Source organism: Achromobacter sp. SD115 (assembly GCF_017355315.1).
GTDB lineage: Bacteria > Pseudomonadota > Gammaproteobacteria > Burkholderiales > Burkholderiaceae_B > Achromobacter > Achromobacter xylosoxidans_B.
Window position 1 is genome coordinate 90,592 of the sequence record NZ_JADIJM010000022.1, and the last position, 18,771, is coordinate 109,362.

At 67.8% G+C, this 18,771-nt stretch carries 15 protein-coding genes; 8 read left to right on the top strand and 7 right to left on the bottom strand.

Features of this window, described 5'->3' with window-relative positions; translation table 11 throughout:
• The first annotated feature begins 22 nt into the window (after nucleotides 1-22).
• Nucleotides 23-997: a pyridoxamine 5'-phosphate oxidase family protein gene (locus IPU70_RS25765; RefSeq protein ID WP_207471814.1), complete on the top strand. Its 975-nt coding sequence runs from the start codon at nucleotides 23-25 to the stop codon at nucleotides 995-997.
• Nucleotides 998-1,004: 7 nt separating this feature from the next.
• Here the strand turns inward: IPU70_RS25765 and IPU70_RS25770 are convergent, their stop codons facing one another.
• On the bottom strand, nucleotides 1,005-1,460 hold the full coding sequence (locus IPU70_RS25770) for a helix-turn-helix domain-containing protein (protein ID WP_013393021.1): 456 nt from the start codon (nucleotides 1,458-1,460) through the stop codon (nucleotides 1,005-1,007).
• A 128-nt stretch (nucleotides 1,461-1,588) separates the two neighbouring features.
• Between IPU70_RS25770 and IPU70_RS25775 the strand changes: the two genes are divergently transcribed.
• Nucleotides 1,589-2,812, top strand: a complete 1,224-nt coding sequence (locus IPU70_RS25775) for an MFS transporter (protein WP_207471817.1) — start codon at nucleotides 1,589-1,591, stop codon at nucleotides 2,810-2,812.
• A gap of 940 nt (nucleotides 2,813-3,752) precedes the next feature.
• Here the strand turns inward: IPU70_RS25775 and IPU70_RS25780 are convergent.
• Both IPU70_RS25780 and IPU70_RS25785 read right to left on the bottom strand, forming a co-directional pair.
• Entirely contained in the window at nucleotides 3,753-5,522 is a 1,770-nt protein-coding gene (locus IPU70_RS25780) for an acyl-CoA dehydrogenase (RefSeq protein WP_207471819.1), read from the bottom strand.
• A gap of 36 nt (nucleotides 5,523-5,558) precedes the next feature.
• Nucleotides 5,559-7,214 carry an acyl-CoA synthetase gene (locus IPU70_RS25785; RefSeq protein WP_207471820.1) on the bottom strand — a complete coding sequence of 552 codons (1,656 nt, stop codon included), beginning with the start codon at nucleotides 7,212-7,214 and terminating at the stop codon, nucleotides 5,559-5,561.
• A gap of 162 nt (nucleotides 7,215-7,376) precedes the next feature.
• Here IPU70_RS25785 and IPU70_RS25790 point away from each other — a divergent pair, with 162 nt between their 5' ends.
• Nucleotides 7,377-8,087: a Crp/Fnr family transcriptional regulator gene (locus tag IPU70_RS25790; protein ID WP_013393025.1), complete on the top strand. Its 711-nt coding sequence runs from the start codon at nucleotides 7,377-7,379 to the stop codon at nucleotides 8,085-8,087.
• Nucleotides 8,088-8,097: 10 nt separating this feature from the next.
• Here the strand turns inward: IPU70_RS25790 and IPU70_RS25795 are convergent, their stop codons facing one another.
• Together IPU70_RS25795 and IPU70_RS25800 are read right to left on the bottom strand one after the other, a co-directional pair.
• The gene (locus IPU70_RS25795; RefSeq protein ID WP_207471822.1) at nucleotides 8,098-8,802 is read right to left on the bottom strand and encodes an aspartate/glutamate racemase family protein; all 705 of its coding nucleotides are present in this window, start codon (nucleotides 8,800-8,802) and stop codon (nucleotides 8,098-8,100) included.
• Complete coding sequence (locus tag IPU70_RS25800) at nucleotides 8,799-9,257, bottom strand: MarR family winged helix-turn-helix transcriptional regulator (RefSeq protein ID WP_207471834.1); 459 nt, start codon at nucleotides 9,255-9,257, stop codon at nucleotides 8,799-8,801. The genes IPU70_RS25795 and IPU70_RS25800 overlap by 4 nt, the downstream gene beginning before the upstream one ends.
• Before the next feature lie 238 nt (nucleotides 9,258-9,495).
• On the opposite strand from IPU70_RS25800, the gene IPU70_RS25805 reads away from it, so the two are divergent.
• Together IPU70_RS25805 and IPU70_RS25810 are read left to right on the top strand one after the other, a co-directional pair.
• Nucleotides 9,496-11,781, top strand: a complete 2,286-nt coding sequence (locus IPU70_RS25805; protein WP_207471836.1) for a nitric-oxide reductase large subunit — start codon at nucleotides 9,496-9,498, stop codon at nucleotides 11,779-11,781.
• A gap of 102 nt (nucleotides 11,782-11,883) precedes the next feature.
• Complete coding sequence (locus IPU70_RS25810; protein ID WP_242702701.1) at nucleotides 11,884-12,768, top strand: SUMF1/EgtB/PvdO family nonheme iron enzyme; 885 nt, start codon at nucleotides 11,884-11,886, stop codon at nucleotides 12,766-12,768.
• A gap of 22 nt (nucleotides 12,769-12,790) precedes the next feature.
• On the opposite strand, the gene IPU70_RS25815 is transcribed toward IPU70_RS25810, so the two are convergent.
• Nucleotides 12,791-13,627, bottom strand: a complete 837-nt coding sequence (locus IPU70_RS25815; RefSeq protein ID WP_207471838.1) for a Crp/Fnr family transcriptional regulator — start codon at nucleotides 13,625-13,627, stop codon at nucleotides 12,791-12,793.
• A gap of 156 nt (nucleotides 13,628-13,783) precedes the next feature.
• Between IPU70_RS25815 and nirK the strand changes: the two genes are divergently transcribed.
• The 3 genes from nirK to aceE all read left to right on the top strand — a co-directional run bounded on the left by nirK (nucleotide 13,784) and on the right by aceE (nucleotide 18,102).
• Nucleotides 13,784-14,866 (top strand): copper-containing nitrite reductase, encoded by a 1,083-nt coding sequence (nirK, locus tag IPU70_RS25820; RefSeq protein ID WP_013393031.1) that lies wholly within the window; start codon nucleotides 13,784-13,786, stop codon nucleotides 14,864-14,866.
• Nucleotides 14,867-14,953: 87 nt separating this feature from the next.
• Nucleotides 14,954-15,280, top strand: coding sequence for a cytochrome c5 family protein (locus IPU70_RS25825; protein WP_207471839.1), 327 nt, complete (start codon nucleotides 14,954-14,956; stop codon nucleotides 15,278-15,280).
• Between the two features lie 158 nt (nucleotides 15,281-15,438).
• The gene (aceE, locus tag IPU70_RS25830; RefSeq protein ID WP_207471840.1) at nucleotides 15,439-18,102 is read left to right on the top strand and encodes a pyruvate dehydrogenase (acetyl-transferring), homodimeric type; all 2,664 of its coding nucleotides are present in this window, start codon (nucleotides 15,439-15,441) and stop codon (nucleotides 18,100-18,102) included.
• A 7-nt stretch (nucleotides 18,103-18,109) separates the two neighbouring features.
• On the opposite strand, the gene IPU70_RS25835 is transcribed toward aceE, so the two are convergent.
• Nucleotides 18,110-18,733: a LysE family translocator gene (locus tag IPU70_RS25835; protein WP_207471841.1), complete on the bottom strand. Its 624-nt coding sequence runs from the start codon at nucleotides 18,731-18,733 to the stop codon at nucleotides 18,110-18,112.
• Nucleotides 18,734-18,771 lie beyond the last annotated feature (38 nt).

Genomic DNA, 18,771 nt, shown 5'->3' on the forward strand with positions numbered 1-18,771 from the left:
CGCGCCGCGCAAGGAGAACGCCATGGCCATCGCAGAACCTGTTGCCGTCCCGCCATCGCCCTGGCATGCGGGCGAACGCCTGCTGCAACAGCAGGCGGGTGTCGCCGAACGCATGGCAGTGGCGGGACCCAAAGTCATCCGCGATTACATGCCGGACCAGCACCGCATCTTTTTCGAGCAATTGCCCTTTGTGGTGGCGGGCGCGGTGGACGGGCAGGGCGATCCCTGGGCCGGCGTGCTGGAAGGCCTGCCGGGTTTCGTGACGTCGCCCGATCCGCGCAGCCTGCGCGTGTCCGCGGTGCCGGACGCCGACGACCCGCTGCTGGCCGGACTGGGGCCGGACCGGCAGTTGGGCCTGCTGGGAATCGAGCTGCACACGCGCCGGCGAAATCGCGCCAACGGCCGCATCGCGGCCTGGGACGGCAAGCGCTTCGAGGTGGCGGTGACGCAGTCCTTCGGCAACTGCCCGCAGTACATCCAGGCGCGCGAGTTCCAGTTCTCGCGTTCGCCCGCCTTGCGTTTTCCGGGCGCGCCCCAAGAGCGCAGCGGGCTGGACGACGCGGCGCGGGCGCTGATCGCCCGGTCCGACACGTTTTTCGTGGCGACCTATGCGGACGAGGGCGGCCGCAGGGTCGATGTCTCGCATCGGGGCGGCAAACCGGGATTCGTGCGGGTGGATGGCGATGTGCTGACCATTCCCGATTTTTCCGGCAACCGCTTCTTCAACACCTTGGGCAACATGCTGCTCAACCCGCGCGCCGGGCTGCTGTTCATCGATTTCGAGCGCGGCGACGTGCTGCAACTGACCGGCGCGGCCGAAGTGGTGCTGGACAGTCCGGAGATCGCGCAGTTCGATGGCGCCGAACGGCTGTGGCGGGTGCATGCGCGCCGGGTAGTCCGCCGGCCCGGGGCGCTGGCCTTGCGCTGGCGCTTCGATTCCTATTCGCCGACCGCACTGGCGACCGGGCAGTGGCCGTCCGCAGCGAGGGCTGCGTAGGCCGGACCTAGCCCGCCAGAGCGGTCTTCTGCACCACGGCGTCGTCCGGGCCGAGCAGGCGGCCGTCCTGCGCCCGGATTTCCAGCTTGCGCACCGGCTGGCCGCGCTTGCGGTCTATCAGCGTCGAGTGGGGTTCGGCGGCGCCGTAGTAGTGCTCTTCGCCCCATTGGCGCAAGCCCACGATCACCGGGAAGAGCGCGCGGCCTTTGTCCGTCAGCACGTATTCCTGGTAGGCGCTGCCATCCGAGGCCGGCGCCACTTCCAGGATGCCATGCGCCACCAGCGTGCGCAGGCGGTCGCTGAGGATGTTCTTGGCCACGCCCAGGCTTTTCTGCAGCTCGCCGAAACGCCGCAATCCATCGAAGGCGTCGCGCACGATCAGCAGCGACCACCAGTCGCCGATCGCGTCCAGGGAGCGTGCCACCGGGCAGGCGGCGCCTTCGAGACTAGTGCGTTTGACCATATCGGATCCTCGCTGAGGGGAATGACGGCAATGGGTGGCAACGGCTGCTTTGTCGAAATTTCGGTTGCATTATAAAACCTTAAAACCTACTATTCTGGTTTTATAACGAAACCAAGTTGGAGCAAGACATGCCTGCCCGACCAGAACCCGCCGACCTCGCATCCCCCGGCCCGATGCCCAGATCCCTGGTGATGCTGCTGGCGGTCGCCTGCGCCCTGAGCGTGGCGAACGTGTATTACGCCCAGCCTCTGCTGGACGCCATCGGCCGCGAGTTCGGCATCGCCGAAGGCGCGGTGGGCATCGTGGTCACGGCCACGCAACTGGGCTGCGCGCTGGCGCTGCTGTTGGTGGTGCCGCTGGGCGACCTGCTGGACCGGCGGCGCCTGATGCTGGGGCAATTGGCATTGCTGGTGCTGTCCTTGGTGGCGGTGGCGCTGTCGGCGGGTACGCCCTGGCTGCTGATGGGCATGGTGGCGCTGGGCCTCTTGGGGACGGCGATGACGCAGGGTCTTCTGGCCCTGTCCGCGGCGCTGGCCGCGCCGGGCGAGCGCGGCCGCATGGTCGGCGCGGCGCAGGGCGGGGTGGTGATCGGCCTGTTGCTGGCGCGCACGCTGGCCGGCGCGGTGGCGGACCTGTGGGGTTGGCGCGCGGTCTACGTGGTGTCGGCGGCGCTGGCCGCCGTGCTGGCCGTGGTGTTGGCGCGGCGCCTGCCGCAACGCCGGCTGCCCGCGGTGGAGATGGGCTATTGGGCCTTGCTGCGCTCGCTTTACGGCCTGCTGGCCACCGAACGCGTGCTGCGCGTGCGCGGCATGATCGCGCTGCTGATGTTCGCCGCCTTCAGCGCCTTCTGGACCGCGCTGGTGCTGCCCCTGAGCGCGCCGCCGCATTCCCTCACGCACAGCGCGGTGGGCGCGTTCGGGCTGGTGGGTGTGGCGGGCGTGCTGATGGCGGCGCGCGCCGGCCGGCTGGCGGACAGCGGGCAGGGCGAGCGGACCACGGCAGTGGGGTTGGTGCTGCTATGCCTGGCCTGGGTGCCGATTGCCTTTCTGGATCAGAGTCTGTGGCTGCTGGCGTTGGGCGTGCTGGTCCTGGATATCGCTCTGCAGGCGCTGCACGTGACTAACCAGACCATGATCTTCAGCGTGAATCCGCAGGCGCATAGTCGATTGGTCGGCGGCTACATGATGTTCTACGCGGTGGGGAGCGGGTTGGGGTCTATCGCTTCGACTGCGGTTTATGCTCAGGCGGGCTGGCTGGGGGTGTGCTTGTTGGGGGCGGGTATCAGTGTTGTGGCGCTGGCGTTCTGGGCGGTGACGTTGCCGCGTGGTGAGCGTTTGGCTGTTGGTTCTTAGGATGCTTGTCGTGGGGTTCTTTAGACGCCTGTCGCGTCGTGGGCTCGTGATGCGCGGGGCTGCGATTGCGGTCCGGAGCCTTCGCTCCGGACTTCCCCTTCGTCATCTTCGTCCTCGCCTTCGGCGACTCCTTCAGATTCCCTCGGGCCTATCGACGCCCCGCGCATCGCGAGCCCACGACGCGACAGGCTCGGCTGGTTGAATCTTCACGGCCGCTGGGGCGGGTGGTGTGCTTGGCGTTTTGGCCACGGTCGGTGGGGTGGTGGCGTGTCTTGCGGGGCCCGCCCCAGGCCGGCCGCCCGGGCGGCCTCTTGGGGCTTACGCGGTGTCTTGCGTCATGTGATGACGCTGCGCGCTGGTGTGGTGGTGGTGATTTCGGTCGGATCTGAAACCTGGACGCATGCTGATCAATGGTCGTCATTTCAACTTTGATGCCGGATGGGCGGCGCGCGTCCGGGTCTGCATGCGCAAGCGGCTGCCCGCCGCGCGCCGCCCATCACCGCCATCTCCCCAATGAGCTGGGGACCATTAGTAAACCATTCGCCGCATTCGCGCAAGCGAACACAATCAAAATTCAATAAATCACGTATGTCATTATCGGCCGCCCGCGCGGCCGATAATGACGGGCAGCTCAAGCATCGTCCCTGCCCACGGCTGCAGCAGCGCATCAAGCCAAGATTCAAGTAGCTCGTCGGCGCGGGCGCCTGAGTGGCGGGCAACCTCGATGCGCCCGAGGGAATCCGAAGGCAGCCGCCGTAGGCGGCAACGAGGATGACGAAGGGGAAGTCCGGAGCGAACGCTCCGGACCGCAATCGTGGGCGCCCGCCACTCAGGCGCCCGCGCCGGCGAGCGGCCTACGAAGCACTGGAACGCAACCTCGAAAGCCGCAAGACCTCAGGCGACTCTAGTATCAAGCCCGCCTGACGCCAATCATCGGCAGCTACGGCTGCACTTCATACTCCCCAGATCCCAGAACCACCGCCGCAAGCCCCGGCGCCTGGCTCAGCTTATGCAACGCGTAGCATTGCGCGGTGGCGATCTTGGCGTCGTGGAAGGCCGGGTCTTCCTGGCGCAGGTCCAGGCTGGCCAGCAGCGCGCGCGCCATCTGCCAGCCGGCCAGGGTGGTGCCCGCCAGCAGCAGATACGGTACGGCCGCGGCAAACACGGCGTTGGGGCGGCTGGCGGCGTTGGCCAGCACGAAGTCGATGGCGTCGGCCAGGGCCGCGCGGGCCTGGCGCAAAGGCGCCAGCATCAGACGGGCGGACGGTTCGCTGCGGGCCTCCAGCGCCGCTTCGGTCTTGGAGACTTCCGCCAGCAGGGCGCGAGCAACGGCGCCACCGTCGCGCAGGGTCTTGCGGCCCACCAGGTCATTGGCCTGGATCGCCGTGGTGCCTTCGTAGATCGTCAGGATGCGCGCGTCGCGGTAGTACTGCGCCGCGCCGGTTTCCTCGATGAAGCCCATGCCGCCGTGCACCTGCACGCCCAGGCTGGCCACGTCGATGGACATCTCGGTGCACCAGCCCTTGACGATGGGCACCAGGTATTCCTGCACCGCCAGATGGCGCTTGCGGGCCTCGGCGTCGGGGTTGGCGTGCGCCTGGTCGGCGTGGCCCGCGGTGTAGTAGGCCAGCGCGCGGCCGGCTTCGGTCAGCGCGCGCATCGTACCCAGCATGCGGCGCACGTCGGGGTGCTGGATGATGGGCACGGCGTCCTTGGAGGAGCCGTCCACTGGGCGGCTCTGCACGCGCTCGGCGGCATAGGCCAGCGCGTGCTGGTGGGCGCGGTCGGCGACGGCCACGCCCTGCACGCCCACCGCGTAGCGGGCGGCATTCATCATGATGAACATGGCGTCCAGGCCGCGGTTTTCCTGGCCCACCAGATAGCCCAGCGCGCCGCCCGCGTCGCCGAATTGCAGCGTGCAGGTGGGGCTGGCCTTGATGCCCAGCTTGTGTTCGATCGATACGCAATGGACGTCGTTGCGCGCGCCCAGCGTGCCGTCTTCGTTCACCAGGAACTTGGGCACCAGGAACAGCGAAATGCCTTTGACGCCTTCGGGCGCGTCGGGCAGGCGCGCCAGCACCAGATGCAGGATGTTCTCGGCCAGATCGTGCTCGCCGTAGGTGATGAAGATCTTGGTGCCGGAAATGCGATAGGTGCCGTCGCCCACGGGCTGCGCGCGCGAGCGCACCATGGCCAGGTCCGAGCCCGCCTGCGGCTCGGTCAGGTTCATGGTGCCGGTCCAGCGTCCGGAAATCATGGGCTCAATGAAGCGCTGCTTCAGTTCGGGCGAACCGGCAGTCAGCAGCGCCTCGATCGCGCCGTTGGTCAGCAGCGGGCATAGCGCGAACGACAGATTGGCGGCGTTCAGCATTTCGGAGCAGGGCGAGCCGATCAGGCCCGGCAGGCCTTGGCCGCCGTATTCCACCGGATGCGTCATGCCCTGCCAGCCGGCTTCGGCGTACAGGTTGAACGCCTGCTTGAAGCCCGGCGAGGTGGTGACGGCGCCGTCGCGCCAGGAACTGGGCTCGCGGTCGGCGGGGTGGTTCAGCGGGGCCAGCACGTCGGAGGTGTAGCGGGCGGATTCCTCCAGCACGGCCTGGGTGGTGTCGGGCGTGGCTTCCTCGAAACCGGGCAGCGCGGCGACTTTCGGCAGGCCGGCAAGATGGTTCAGCACGAACAGCATGTCTTTCACGGGGGCTTGGTACGTCATGGCGTCGGAGCTCCTGGATGGGATGGGACGAGGGATTCAGCCGGCCTTGCCGGGGCCGGCCACGTCGATGGCCTGGGTCGCGCCGACGGCGGCGCGCAGTTCGAATTTCTGGATCTTGCCGGTTGAGGTCTTGGGCAGTTCGCCGAAGCGCACCGCGCGCGGCACCTTGAAGCCGGGCAGCAGCAGCTTGCAGTGCGCGATGATCTCTTCGGCGGTGGCGCTGCAGCCGGGCTTGAGCTCGACGAAGGCGCAAGGGGTTTCGCCCCACTTGGGATCGGGCATGGCCACGACTGCCACCGCCGCCACGGCGGGATGGCGGTAGAGCGCGTCTTCCACCTCGATGCTGGAGATGTTTTCGCCGCCGGAAATGATGATGTCCTTGCTGCGGTCCTTGATGCGGACATAGCCGTCGGCCGTCATCACGCCCAGGTCGCCGGTGCGGAACCAGCCGCCGGCAAAGGCCTGATCGGTGGCGCGTTCGTTCTTCAGGTAGCCCTTCATGCAGATGTTGCCGCGGAACATGACCTCGCCCACGGTCTGCTCGTCGGCCGGCACCTCTTCCATGGTGTCGGGATTGCGCACGGACACGCCGGCCTGCAGGTGGTAGCGCACGCCCTGGCGCGCATTGCGCAGCGCGCGCTCTTCCTCGTCCAGCGCGTCCCAGGCTTCCTGGCGGGCGCACACGGCTGCGGGTCCGTAGACTTCGGTCAGGCCGTACACATGGGTCAGTTCAAAGCCGATGTCGCGCATCTTGGCGATGACGGCCGGCGCGGGCGCGGCGCCCGCCACCATGGTGCGCACGGTGTGGTCGATGCCGGCGCGCATCTCGGCCGGCGCGTTGGCCAGCGCGCTCTGCACGATGGGCGCGCCGCAATAGTGGGTGACGCCTTCATTGCGGATCAGGTCGAACACGGTCTGCGGATCGAACTTGCGCAGGCACACGTTGACGCCGGCGCGGGCGGCCACGGTCCAGGCGAAGCACCAGCCGTTGCAGTGGAACAGCGGCAGGGTCCATAGATAGACCGGATGCTTGGGCATGTCCCATTCGAGGATGTTGCTGATGGCGTTGAGGTAGGCGCCGCGGTAGTGATAGACCACGCCCTTGGGATCGCCGGTGGTGCCAGAGGTGTAGTTCAGCGCGATGGCGTCCCATTCGTCGGCAGGCGGCTTCCAGTCGTAGCGGGCGGGGGCGCCGGCCAGGAAGGCTTCGTAATCGACCGCGCCCGGCAGTTCGGCGGCCGCGCTGTCCAGGTCATGCACCGAGATGAGCTTGAGATGCGGGAACTCGGCCCGCGCGCGCTGGGCGACCTCGGCGTACTCGGTGTCCACGATCAGCGCCTGCGCCTCGCCGTGGCCCAGCATGAACAGCACGCTGGGCGTGTCCAGGCGGGTGTTCAGGGTATTGAGCACGGCGCCCAGCATGGGCACGCCGAAATGGGCTTCGACCATGGCGGGAATGTTGGGCAGCATCACGGCCACGGTGTCGCCGCGCTTGATGCCGGCTTGCGCCAGCGCTCCGGCCAGGCGCTGGGCGCGTTCGTAGGTCTGGGCCCAGTTGCGCCGCACCTTGCCGTGGACGATGGCCAGGCGCTGGCCATAGACCTGCGCGGCGCGGGCGATGAAGTCCACCGGGGTCAGGGCTTCGTAGTTGGCGTCGCGGCGCTCGAGGCCGCGGTCGAACATACCGCTCATGCTTGTCTCCAGTTGGGACGCGCAGGCGTCCCTTATCCATCTGCGGGGCGTTTGATCCCCGTCGCTTGCCCTAGCTTACGGGGCCGCCGAAAATACTGTCTGTCACCTGCATGACAGACCGGCGGCCAACCTGGCTTTCCCAAGTTTTACACAGTTATTCCCATGTCCGACGTTTCAAACATCGTTTCCGCTGCGGAACTGGCCAGCCTGTTCGAGGCGTGCGCCTGGTTCGCTGCACTGGAGGCCCGCCACCAGGACCTGGTGCTCGCGACGTCGCGCGCCGAACACGTGGCCAACGGCGCCTGGATCGCGCGGCGCAACGCGCCCTCGGACTATTGGCTGGGGGTGCATTCGGGCCTGTTGAAGCTGGCCATCTACAACGAGTCGGGCCGCAGCTGTACGTTTTCGGGCGTGCCGCCGGGCGGCTGGTTCGGCGAGGGCAGCGTCATCAAGCGCGAGCTGCGCAAGTACGACGTGGTGGCGATCCAGCCGTCGCTGGTGTTGCAGGTGCCTACGGCCACCTTCCATGCGCTGTTGTCGGCCAGCCTGCCGTTTTCGCATTTCGTCATCGGCCAGTTGAACAACCGCATGGGCGAGTTCATCGCCTCGATCCAGAACCACCGTTTGCTGGATGCGGACGCGCGCGTGGCGCAGTCGCTGGCGCAGCTGTTCAATCCGCAGCTGTATCCGTCCACCGATCTGACGCTGGCGATTTCGCAGGAAGAACTAGGCTATCTGACGGGCCTGTCGCGCCAGCGGGTCAACCAGGCGCTGCAGACGCTGGCGGACCAGGACATCCTGGCGCTGGCCTACAACCAGATCAAGGTGCTGGACCTGGACCGCCTGCGGCAGTACGGCCTGGACCAGCTCTGAGGGCGTCGGCTCAGACGCCGCGCAAGGCGCGGGCCAGCGCCGCACGCGCCAGGATGCGGGTGGAATCCAGCGTGGGCAGGGCGGCGTTGCCATCGTTCAGCACCAGCGGCAATTCGGTGCAGCCCAGCACCACGGCATCGCAGCCGGCTTCGCGCAGGCGTTCGATCACGCCCTGCAGCCGGGCCACGGATTCCGGTTTGAATACGCCGACCACCAGTTCGTCCATGATGACGCGGGCCAGCGTGTCGCGGTCTTCCTCGGACGGCCGTAGCCATTGCAGGCCGCGCGCTTCCAGCTGGTCCGGATAGACGCTGCTGTCCACCAGCCAGCGCGTACCCAGGATGCCGATACGGCGGTGGCCGCGCGTCTGGGCTTCGGCCGCGACTTCCTCGGCGATGTGCAGCCAAGGCAGGGGCGATTGCGGCAGCACATGCGCCAGCGCCTGGTGGATGGTGTTGTCCGGACAGATCAGGAAATCCGCGCCGGCGCGCGCCAGCTTGCCGGCCGAGGACAGCATCAGCGCGCCCACGCCGGCCAGGTCGGCCCGGTCCAGGCAGGCGACGTAGTCCGCCAGCGAATGCGTGTGCAGCGAAATCTCGGGGTGTGCGTGCGGCCCCAGGCGTTCGGCGCCTTCCGTGCACAAGGTGCGGTAGCAAAGCGCGGCGCCTTCGGCGGAGCAGGCGACGATGCCGATGTGCAGGGGCGTGGCGTTCATTCGTCGGACTCCTTGCTGGATGCGCGCACGTGGCGGGCGATGTCGAGAAAGCTTGCCGCCATGGCGTCCTGCTGCGCCTGGGGCAGCCGCGACAGGAACAGCTCGTCGACGGCGGGGCCGTAGACCTGCCACATCTCGCGGCGCAGCGCGCGCCCCTTGGGCGTGAGGCGGGCGTAGGTGGCGCGGCGGTCCTCGTCCGAGCGGAAACGTTCGACCAGACCCTCGGCCTCGAGGCGGTCCATCAGGCGGGTCAGGTTGTAGCGCGCGATGACCATGCGCTCGGCGATCTCGAACATCCTGGCCGTGCCCTCGGGCGCGCGCTCCAGCGCCCACAGCGCGTCATACCAGGCCAGCGGCGGCAGGCCGGCGGCCGACAGGCGCTTTTCGATTTCTTCCACCACCAGCGCATGCGCGGTCAGGAAGAGGCTCCACGCATCGGGCTTGCCCCTGGCCATGCGGTCGATTCCTTTGAAAGAGGTGGGAATGCAGCGGCTGATTGTAAGAGGGCGGGGCCGTCCGCAGAGCATCAAGAAGGGTCCAAATAACCCTGTTGCAGTGATTTATACCCTTGATTGCGGCGGTCAAATCCACCCGGTGAAATACAACGCCATGATTTGAATGGGAATTTTCCTGGCACGGAATTCGCATAAGGGTACGTACCCCAAAACCGCAACACTGGAGGGCGTTCCCATCATGGGTCCGTATCGGAAATTATGGTTCACCTTGATCGCCGTATTGGCGGTCACGTTCGCATTGCTGGGCTTCTACGGCGGCGAGGTCTATCGCCAGGCGCCGCCGATACCCGGCCAGGTCGTGACGGCCGACGGCAAACCGCTGTTCGGCCGCGACGACATCCTGGACGGCCAGACGGCCTGGCAATCGGTCGGCGGCATGCAGCTGGGATCCGTCTGGGGGCATGGCGCCTACCAGGCGCCGGACTGGACGGCCGACTGGCTGCACCGCGAGCTGACGGCCTGGCTGGACCTGGCCGCGCGCGAACAGCACGGCCAGGACTATGCGCAGCTGGACGCGCGCGCCCAGGCCGCGCTGCGCGCCGACCTGAAGGCCGAGTACCGCGCCAACCGCAGCGATGCCGCGACCGACACGCTGACGGTGAGCCCGCGGCGCGCGCGCGCCATTGCGCAGACCGCGGCCTACTACGACCAGCTGTTTTCCGACGCGCCGGCGCTGCACCGCAGCCGCGAGAATTTCGCGATGAAGGAAAACACCTTGCCGGACGCCGCGCGCCGCACCCAGCTCACGCACTTCTTCTTCTGGACGGCGTGGGCGGCGGCGACCGAGCGCGAAGGCAAGAACGTCACCTACACCAACAACTGGCCGCATGAACCGCTGATCGACAACGTGCCCAGCGCCGAGAACGTCATGTGGTCCATCATCAGCGTGGTGGTGCTGCTGGCGGGCATCGGCTTCCTGGTCTGGGCCTGGGCCTTCCTGCGCGGCAAGGAAGAGGACGAGCCGCCGGCGCCGGCCAAGGATCCGCTGACCACCTTCCCCCTGACGCCTTCGCAGCGCGCCCTGGGCAAATATCTGTTCCTGGTGGTGGCGCTGTTCGGCTTCCAGGTGCTGCTGGGCGGCTTCACCGCGCACTACACCGTCGAAGGGCAGAAGTTCTACGGCATCGATGTGTCGCAGTGGTTCCCGTATTCCCTGGTGCGCACCTGGCACATCCAGAGCGCGCTGTTCTGGATCGCCACGGGCTTCCTGGCCGCCGGCCTGTTCCTGGCGCCGCTGATCAACGGCGGGCGCGACCCGAAGTTCCAGAAGGTGGGCGTCGACATCCTGTTCTGGGCGCTGGTGCTGGTGGTGGTCGGATCGTTCACCGGCAACTACCTGGCGATTGCGCAGATCATGCCGCCGGACCTGAACTTCTGGCTGGGTCACCAAGGCTATGAATACGTGGACCTGGGCCGCCTGTGGCAGATCGGCAAGTTCGCGGGCATCTGCTTCTGGCTGGTGCTGATGCTGCGTGGCATCGTGCCCGCGCTGCGCACGCCGGGCGGCGACAAGAACCTGCTGGCGCTGTTGACCGCCTCGGTCGGCGCTATCGGCCTGTTCTACGGCGCCGGCTTCTTCTACGGCGAGCGCACCCACCTGACGGTGATGGAGTACTGGCGCTGGTGGATCGTGCACCTGTGGGTCGAGGGCTTCTTCGAAGTCTTCGCGACCACGGCGCTGGCCTTCATCTTTTCTACATTGGGCCTGGTGTCGCGCCGCATGGCGACCACCGCCAGCCTGGCCTCGGCTTCGCTCTTCATGCTGGGCGGCATACCGGGCACCTTCCACCACCTGTACTTCGCCGGCACGACCACGCCCGTGATGGCCATCGGCGCCAGCTTCTCGGCGCTGGAAGTGGTGCCGCTCATCGTGCTGGGCCACGAGGCCTGGGAGAACTGGCGCTTGAAGACGCGCGCGGCCTGGATGGACAACCTGAAGTGGCCGCTGATGTGCTTCGTGGCCGTGGCCTTCTGGAACATGCTGGGCGCGGGCGTCTTCGGCTTCATGATCAACCCGCCGGTGTCGCTGTACTACATCCAGGGCCTGAACACGACGCCGGTCCACGCGCACGCGGCCCTGTTCGGCGTGTACGGCTTCCTGGCGCTGGGCTTCACCCTGCTGGTGCTGCGCTACATCCGTCCGCAGTACGCGCTGAGCCCGGGCCTGATGAAGCTGGCGTTCTGGGGCATGAACCTGGGCCTGGCGCTGATGATCTTCACCAGCCTGCTGCCGATCGGGCTGATCCAGTTCCATGCCAGCGTCAGCGAAGGGATGTGGTATGCCCGCAGCGAAGCCTTCATGCAGCAGGATCTGCTGAAGACCCTGCGTTGGGGCCGCACCTTCGGCGACGTGGTGTTCCTGCTGGGCGCGCTGGCCATCGTGATGCAGGTGATCCTGGGCCTCTTGAGCGGCAAGCCCGCGCAGGCCAAGCCGCGTCTGCAGCCCAAGGCGGCGCGCGGCTAGCAACCCGTCCCGCGGATGCGCGCGAATGCATCCGCGGGACTGCCTGGCAGGCGCCGGCCTCCTTGCGCCAGCGCAAAGAGGCCGGCCACGGCAGCAGGTCCAATGGAATCCAGCCCGCGCCCGACCGGCGCGGGCATTCCGGAGCACCGCCGCATGCGTATCCTGCCGACCGTCATCGTTGCATTGCTGTTGACCGCTTGCGGGCCCCAGGACGGGGCCCGTTTTGCATTGCCGGAAATCACGCGCCTGCCGCCGGGCCAGGTGAGCTACGTGCCGCCGGGCGAGGCGCTGCGCAACGGTTATCCCGCCACCCCCGCGCCGCGCATCGCGCGCTACCCGGAGGGCCTGGCCATCATGACGCGGCAGGTCAGCCAGGCTGAGTACACGGCTTGCGTGCGCGCTGGCGGATGCAAGGCGCCGGACGCCGCGCAGCGGCAGGCGGTTGCGCCCGACCTGCCGGCGGTGGGGATCAGCTGGACCGACGCCTCGGCCTATGCCGCCTGGCTGTCCGCGCGCACCGGGCAGCGCTTCCGCCTGCCCAGCTATGCGGAGTGGATCTATGCCGCGGGTGAAGCCTATCGCGAGGACGCCTTGCCGGCGTTGCCCGACGGCGCCGATCCCGCGCAGCGCTGGTTGGCGGAATACGAGCAGCAGAGCCGCCGCGGCGCGCAGGGCGACGACACGGTGCGGACCTTCGGGGCCTTCGGCAGCAACCGCGCAGGCGTGATGGACATGGCCGGCAGCGTGTGGGATTGGACCGACGATTGCCACGCGCGGCACGTGCTGGACGCGCTGCGGGATGATGCGCCCGCAAACGGGGCAAACGGCGCAAACGTGCAGGAATCCCGCAACTGCGGCATACGCGTCGCCGCCGGCAGGCACATCGCCTATCTGCCCGACTTCATCCGCGACCCGAAGGGCGGGGCGTGTTCGGTGGGCGTGCCGCCCGCGAACCTGGGCTTGCGGCTGGTGCTGGAATCGGGCTAGCGCCCGTCCAGGCCGGCAGGCGTTACGCGCCAGCCTCCAGCAGCGCCTGAACGGCCGACGGTTCCGCCGCGTCGTCCGCGGCCGGCGATCCCTGGCGACAGGACAGGCAGGCCGAGCAGTCCATGGCTGGCCCGGCGTGTTCGCCCAGCCGGGCCAGCGCGGCGGGCGAGCGCAGCACCACGCGCTTGCGGCCGGCCGAGACGATGCCGCGCTGCTTCCAGTCGCTGAGCAGCCGGCTGACCGTGTGCAGGGTGGTGCCGGTCATTTCGGCGATGTCCTGCCGGGTAATGGGAAAGCCGATGCCGATGCCGTCCTGCATCGGTTGGCCGGATTGCTGCACCAGCCTCAGGATGGCGCGCGCGACCCGTTGTTCGACTTCATCGGTGGACAGTTCCTGGATGCGGACGTGGGCGTCCTGCAGGCGCTGCCCCATGGTTTGCAGCGCGGCCGCGGCCAACCGGGGATGGCTGGCGGTGAAGCCTTCCCAGACCGCGGCCGGCCACGCCAGGCAGACGCTTTCCTGCACGGCCAGGACCGTGGCGGGATAGCGCGGCTGCCGCATGGCGCAAGCCAGTCCGAACATGTCGCCGGGATTGACGTAGCGCACCACCACCTGTTCGCCTTCCGGCGTCAGTTGCGCCACTTTCAGGCAACCGTGCAGCAGCACGAAGAAGTGCGCGGCTGTGGCGCCCTGGCGGTAGGCCAATGCGCCTGCTGCCAGGCGGCAAGGCGTCGCCCCGCGCAGCGCGGCGTCCAGTTGCGCATCGGACAGCGGTTTGAACAGATCCAGGTTGCGGAGCAGGGCGTGGCACAGCGGCGACGACGCGGGGGGCCGCTCGGATACGTGTGGAGGGTCCATGTCCCGATGGTGACATCGTCGCCGCGCTGCGGCAATGCGCACTGGCCGTCAGGGTGGTCTGAAGTTTGCGCTACAGCAAAGAACGCAAGCGGTGCCGGACCTTCAATGGAGCTGCCGACAGACTCGGCTTAGCAGAAACCGGAAGAGGAGTTGCACATGAACGCTTTGCGCCCCACCTTGCTTGCCATGGCTTTGATCGCAACGATGGCCGGCGGCCCAGCGGCCGCCCAGAACGCCGATCAGCTGGAACGCGCCAAGGTCGCACTGGTCGCCCCGCCCATGGTCCACCCGCATGAGCAGGTGGCGCGTTCGGGCCCAAAGGTGATCGAATTCACGATGACCATCGAGGAGAAGAAGATGGTCATCGATGACAAGGGCACGACCTTGCAGGCGATGACGTTCAACGGGTCCATGCCCGGTCCGACCCTGGTGGTGCACGAGGGCGACTATGTCGAGCTGACCCTGGTCAATCCGGCCACCAACGCCATGCCGCACAACGTGGATTTCCACGCGGCCACCGGCGCGCTGGGCGGGGCCAAGCTCACCAACGTGAACCCGGGCGAACAGGCCACGCTGCGCTTCAAGGCGGATCGCAGCGGCACTTTCGTCTACCACTGTGCGCCGGAAGGCATGGTGCCGTGGCACGTGGTCGCCGGCATGAGCGGCACGTTGATGGTGCTGCCGCGCGACGGCCTGAAAGACCCGCAAGGCAAGCCGCTGCGCTACGACCGCGCCTACACGATAGGCGAGTTCGATCTGTACATTCCCAAGGACGCGAACGGCAAGTACAAGGACTACCCGACACTGGCCGAAAGCTATGGCGACACGGTGGCAGTGATGCGCACGCTGACGCCGTCGCACATCGTCTTCAACGGCAAGGTCGGGGCCCTGACGGGCGCCAATGCGCTTACCGCCAAGGTCGGCGAGACGGTGCTGCTGATCCATTCGCAGGCCAACCGCGACACGCGCCCGCACCTGATCGGCGGCCATGGGGACTGGGTCTGGGAGACCGGCAAGTTCGCCAACCCGCCGCAAAAGGACCTGGAAACCTGGTTCATCCGTGGCGGCTCGGCGGGGGCGGCGCTCTACACCTTCAAGCAGCCCGGCGTGTACGCCTACCTGAACCACAACCTGATCGAGGCCTTCGAGCTGGGCGCGGCCGGGCATATCAAGGTCGAGGGCAAGTGGAATGACGACCTGATGAAGCAGATCAAGGCGCCAGGTCCGATCCCGCGCTGAGCGCAGCGGCAGGGCGCGCTTTGCGCGTCCTGCCTTTCCCGCGTCCGTCCGCGTCGCCATCACGCTTTTCCCTTCCGGAGCCTTGCCATGTCCAAGCTTTATCGAATCGCGTTCGCCGCCGCGCTGGCCGGCCTGCCCGTCCCGCAAGCGGGTGCGGAGACGCTGGCCGCCATCAACCCGGCCGGCGAAAAACTCTACAAGTCCGCCTGTGTCGTGTGCCACGCCAGCGGGGTCGCCAATGCGCCCAAGCTGGGCGACAAGCAGGCCTGGTCGCCCTTTATCGCGCAGGGCGCCGATGCGCTGCTGGCGACCGTGCTCAAGGGCAAGGGCGCGATGCCGCCGCGCGGCGGTTCGTCCGCGGACGAGTCCACGCTCAGGGCCGCGGTGGAATTCATGATGGCCGCGTCCCGCTAGCGGGCAGGTCCGCGCCTTGGCCTATAGATAGTTGCACTTGCAATTATCCAAATTCCTCCATACGATTGCAATTGCACATGATGCAATTGCAATTCACGATGCGAAATGGCGGCGCCCGTACATCGGGACGCCGCCTTCGCGCCCACCAGGAGGACGCCATGGATACCCCGATAGAACCGACCGACGCCGATCCGCAGGAAACCCAGGAATGGCTGGAGGCCATGCAGGCCGTGCTGGCCCACGAGGGCCGGCCGCGCACCCACTACCTGCTGGACCAACTGATCGGCCAGGACCGCGCCGGCCAAGGCGGCTATGCCGCGCCGAACGCGACGCCCTACGTGAACACCATCCGGCCGGCGGAGCAGGGGCTGTTTCCGGGTGATATGGGCATCGAGCTGCGGCTGGACGCCTATCTGCGCTGGAACGCCATGGCCATGGTGCTGCGCGCGGGCAAGACCTCGGGCGTGGGCGGGCACATCGCCACCTATGCCTCGGCCACCACGTTGTATGAAACGGGCTTTCGCCATTTCTTCCGCGCGGCTTCCCCGCAATTCCTGGGCGACATGCTGTACATCCAGGGCCATTCCGCGCCCGGCATCTATGCGCGGGCTTACCTGGAAGGCCGCATCTCCGAGGACGAACTCGACCGCTTCCGGCGCGAGACGGCCGGCGGCGGGCTGGCGTCCTATCCGCATCCGCGCACCATGCCCGGGTTCTGGCAGTTCCCGACAGTGTCGATGGGCCTGGGGCCGCTGATGGCCGCCTACCAGGCGCGCTACATGCGCTATCTGGAAGACCGCGAACTGATTCCCGCGCAGGGCCGCAAGGTCTGGGGCTTCCTGGGCGACGGCGAACAGGACCAGCCCGAGACCTTGGCGGCGGTGGCGATGGCCGGCCGCGAAAAGCTGGACAACCTGATCTTCGTGGTGAACTGCAATCTGCAGCGCCTGGACGGCCCGGTGCGCGGCAACGCCAAGATCATCCAGGAACTGGAAAGCGTGTACCGCGGCGCCGGCTGGAACGTCATCAAGGTGATCTGGGGCGCAGGCTGGGACGCGCTGCTGGCGCAGGACCATGACGGCCGCCTGCGCCGGCGCATGATGCAGTGCGTGGACGGCGAGTATCAGGTGTTCAAGGCGCGCGGCGGCGCCTATGTGCGCGAACATTTCTTCGGCGCGGACCCGGTGCTGCTGGAGCGCGTGGCGCACCTGAGCGACGAGGAAATCGGCGCGCTCAACCGCGGCGGACATGATCCGGCCAAGGTCTATGCCGCCTACGCCACGGCGCTGGCCCACCGCGGCCAGCCCACCGTCATCCTGGCCAAGACCGTCAAGGGCTATGGCATGGGCGCGGCGGGCGAGGCCGCCAACACCAACCATCAGCAGAAGAAGATGGCGGATCCGGCCGTGCGCGCCTTCCGCGACCGCTTCTCCATCCCGGTGCCCGACGATCTGCTGGAACAGATCCCCTATATCAAGCCTGCGCCCGGCAGCGCCGAGCGGGCCTACTTCGATGCCGCGATCGCGCGCGCCGGCGGCCATTTGCCGCGGCGGCCGGCAGGGCCGGGCCCGTTGGCCACGCCGCCGCTGGAGGCCTTCGCCGCGCACCTGAAGGGTAGCGACGGCCGCGAGTTCTCGACCACCATGGCCTTCGTGCGGGTGCTGGCGCAACTGCTCAAGGACCCGGGCGTCGGCCAGCGGGTGGTACCCATCGTGCCCGACGAGTCGCGCACCTTCGGCATGGACGGCATGTTCCGCCAGGTGGGCATCTATTCCCACGTGGGGCAGCTGTACACGCCGCAGGATGCCGACCAGTTGAGCGTCTACCGCGAAGACCGCCGCGGCCAGATCCTGCAGGAAGGCATCAACGAATCGGGCGCGATGTCTTCGTGGATCGCGGCGGCCACCGCGCACAGCACGCACGGCGTGGCCACCATCCCGTTCTACATCTTCTATTCCATGTTCGGCTTCCAGCGCGTGGGCGACCTGGCCTGGGCGGCGGGCGACATCCGCGCGCGCGGCTTCCTGCTGGGTGCGACGTCCGGGCGCACCACGCTGGAGGGGGAAGGTTTGCAGCACGACGATGGCCACAGCCACGTGCTGGCCTCGGTCATCCCTTCATGCGTGGCCTACGACCCGGCCTACGCCTATGAAATCGCGGTGATCGTGCAGGACGGCATGCGCCGCATGTATCAGGAAGAAGAGGACGTCTTCTACTACCTGACGCTGCTCAACGAGAAGACCGCGCATCCGCCCATGCCGGCGGGCGCCGAAGCGGGCATCCTGCGCGGCATGTACCGCCTGCGCGAAGGCGGCGACGGCGCGCTGCGGGTGCAATTGCTGGGCAGCGGCGCCATCCTGGGCGAAGTGCTGGCGGCGGCCGATCTGCTGCGGCAGGATTTCGGCGTGGCGGCCGACGTCTGGAGCGTGACCAGCTACTCGGAGCTGGGCCGCGACGGCCAGGAAGCGGAACGCTGGAGCCGCCTGCATCCGCTGGAGGACAGGCGCCGAGGCTACGCGGAAACGGCGCTGGCAGACAGCGAGGGGCCGGTAGTGGCCGCCACCGACTACATGAAGACGGTGGCTGAACAGATACGTCCGTTCATGCAGGACCGCCGCTACGTCACGCTGGGGACCGACGGCTTTGGCCGGTCCGACACGCGGACGGCGCTGCGGGCCTACTTCGAGGTGGACCGGCATCACATCGCGCTGGCGGCCCTGAAAGCGCTGGCGGACGAGGGACTGATGCCGCACGAGTGCGCGGCGGACGCCATCGCTCGCTACGGCATTGACCCAGAGGCCGTGTCCGCAGCGCGGCCCTAGGGGCCGGTTAGACGCGCCGCGCCAGCAAGGCCCAGATCCCGGCGGCGGACAGCAGGGCGCCGCCGCCCAGGTTGAAGCCGCGCTGGGCGCGCGGCGAGGCCAGCAGGCGGCGGGCGGACCCGGCGAAGATGGCGTAGGCGGTGGCGTTGATGCCGGCGCAGGCGACGAAGGTGGCCGACAGGATCCAGAGCTGGCGCGTCACGTCGCCCGCCGGGTCGATGAACTGCGGCAGGAAGGCCACGAAGAAGATGATGCCCTTGGGATTCAACGCCGTCACCAGATAGGTGTTGGCGAACAGCTTCCAGCGCGAACCGGACGCGGTGGCGGCCGGCAAGCTCGCGGGCGAGACCCCGGCGCGCAGCAGTTTGAAACCCAGGTACAGCAGATACAGGCCGCCCACGACTTTGACCACCGTGAACCAGAACGCCGACGCAGCCAGCAGGGCGCCCAGGCCCAGCAGCGACAGCAGCAAGGCGGTGGAGTCGCCCAGCGCTACCGCCAGCACCAGCGGCAGGCGCGCTCGGCGGCCTTGCGCGATGGAGTAGCTGATGACGGTGAGTATCGTGGGGCCGGGCAACATCACGAGGAGGGCGGACGCGCCCAGAAAAGCCAGCCAGGTTTCAAGCGACATGGGATCTGCTCCAGGGGTGGGGCTGCGCGCGGCGGCCA

What these genes read in the sequence shown, in the direction of transcription:
- IPU70_RS25765 (WP_207471814.1), top strand. Translation starts at nt 23, where the DNA reads ATGGCCATCGCAGAACCTGTTGCCGTCCCGCCATCGCCCTGGCATGCG.
- IPU70_RS25770 (WP_013393021.1), bottom strand. Translation starts at nt 1,460, where the DNA reads ATGGTCAAACGCACTAGTCTCGAAGGCGCCGCCTGCCCGGTGGCACGC.
- IPU70_RS25775 (WP_207471817.1), top strand. Translation starts at nt 1,589, where the DNA reads ATGCCTGCCCGACCAGAACCCGCCGACCTCGCATCCCCCGGCCCGATG.
- IPU70_RS25780 (WP_207471819.1), bottom strand. Translation starts at nt 5,522, where the DNA reads ATGACGTACCAAGCCCCCGTGAAAGACATGCTGTTCGTGCTGAACCAT.
- IPU70_RS25785 (WP_207471820.1), bottom strand. Translation starts at nt 7,214, where the DNA reads ATGAGCGGTATGTTCGACCGCGGCCTCGAGCGCCGCGACGCCAACTAC.
- IPU70_RS25790 (WP_013393025.1), top strand. Translation starts at nt 7,377, where the DNA reads ATGTCCGACGTTTCAAACATCGTTTCCGCTGCGGAACTGGCCAGCCTG.
- IPU70_RS25795 (WP_207471822.1), bottom strand. Translation starts at nt 8,802, where the DNA reads ATGAACGCCACGCCCCTGCACATCGGCATCGTCGCCTGCTCCGCCGAA.
- IPU70_RS25800 (WP_207471834.1), bottom strand. Translation starts at nt 9,257, where the DNA reads ATGGCCAGGGGCAAGCCCGATGCGTGGAGCCTCTTCCTGACCGCGCAT.
- IPU70_RS25805 (WP_207471836.1), top strand. Translation starts at nt 9,496, where the DNA reads ATGGGTCCGTATCGGAAATTATGGTTCACCTTGATCGCCGTATTGGCG.
- IPU70_RS25810 (WP_242702701.1), top strand. Translation starts at nt 11,884, where the DNA reads ATGGAATCCAGCCCGCGCCCGACCGGCGCGGGCATTCCGGAGCACCGC.
- IPU70_RS25815 (WP_207471838.1), bottom strand. Translation starts at nt 13,627, where the DNA reads ATGGACCCTCCACACGTATCCGAGCGGCCCCCCGCGTCGTCGCCGCTG.
- nirK (WP_013393031.1), top strand. Translation starts at nt 13,784, where the DNA reads ATGAACGCTTTGCGCCCCACCTTGCTTGCCATGGCTTTGATCGCAACG.
- IPU70_RS25825 (WP_207471839.1), top strand. Translation starts at nt 14,954, where the DNA reads ATGTCCAAGCTTTATCGAATCGCGTTCGCCGCCGCGCTGGCCGGCCTG.
- aceE (WP_207471840.1), top strand. Translation starts at nt 15,439, where the DNA reads ATGGATACCCCGATAGAACCGACCGACGCCGATCCGCAGGAAACCCAG.
- IPU70_RS25835 (WP_207471841.1), bottom strand. Translation starts at nt 18,733, where the DNA reads ATGTCGCTTGAAACCTGGCTGGCTTTTCTGGGCGCGTCCGCCCTCCTC.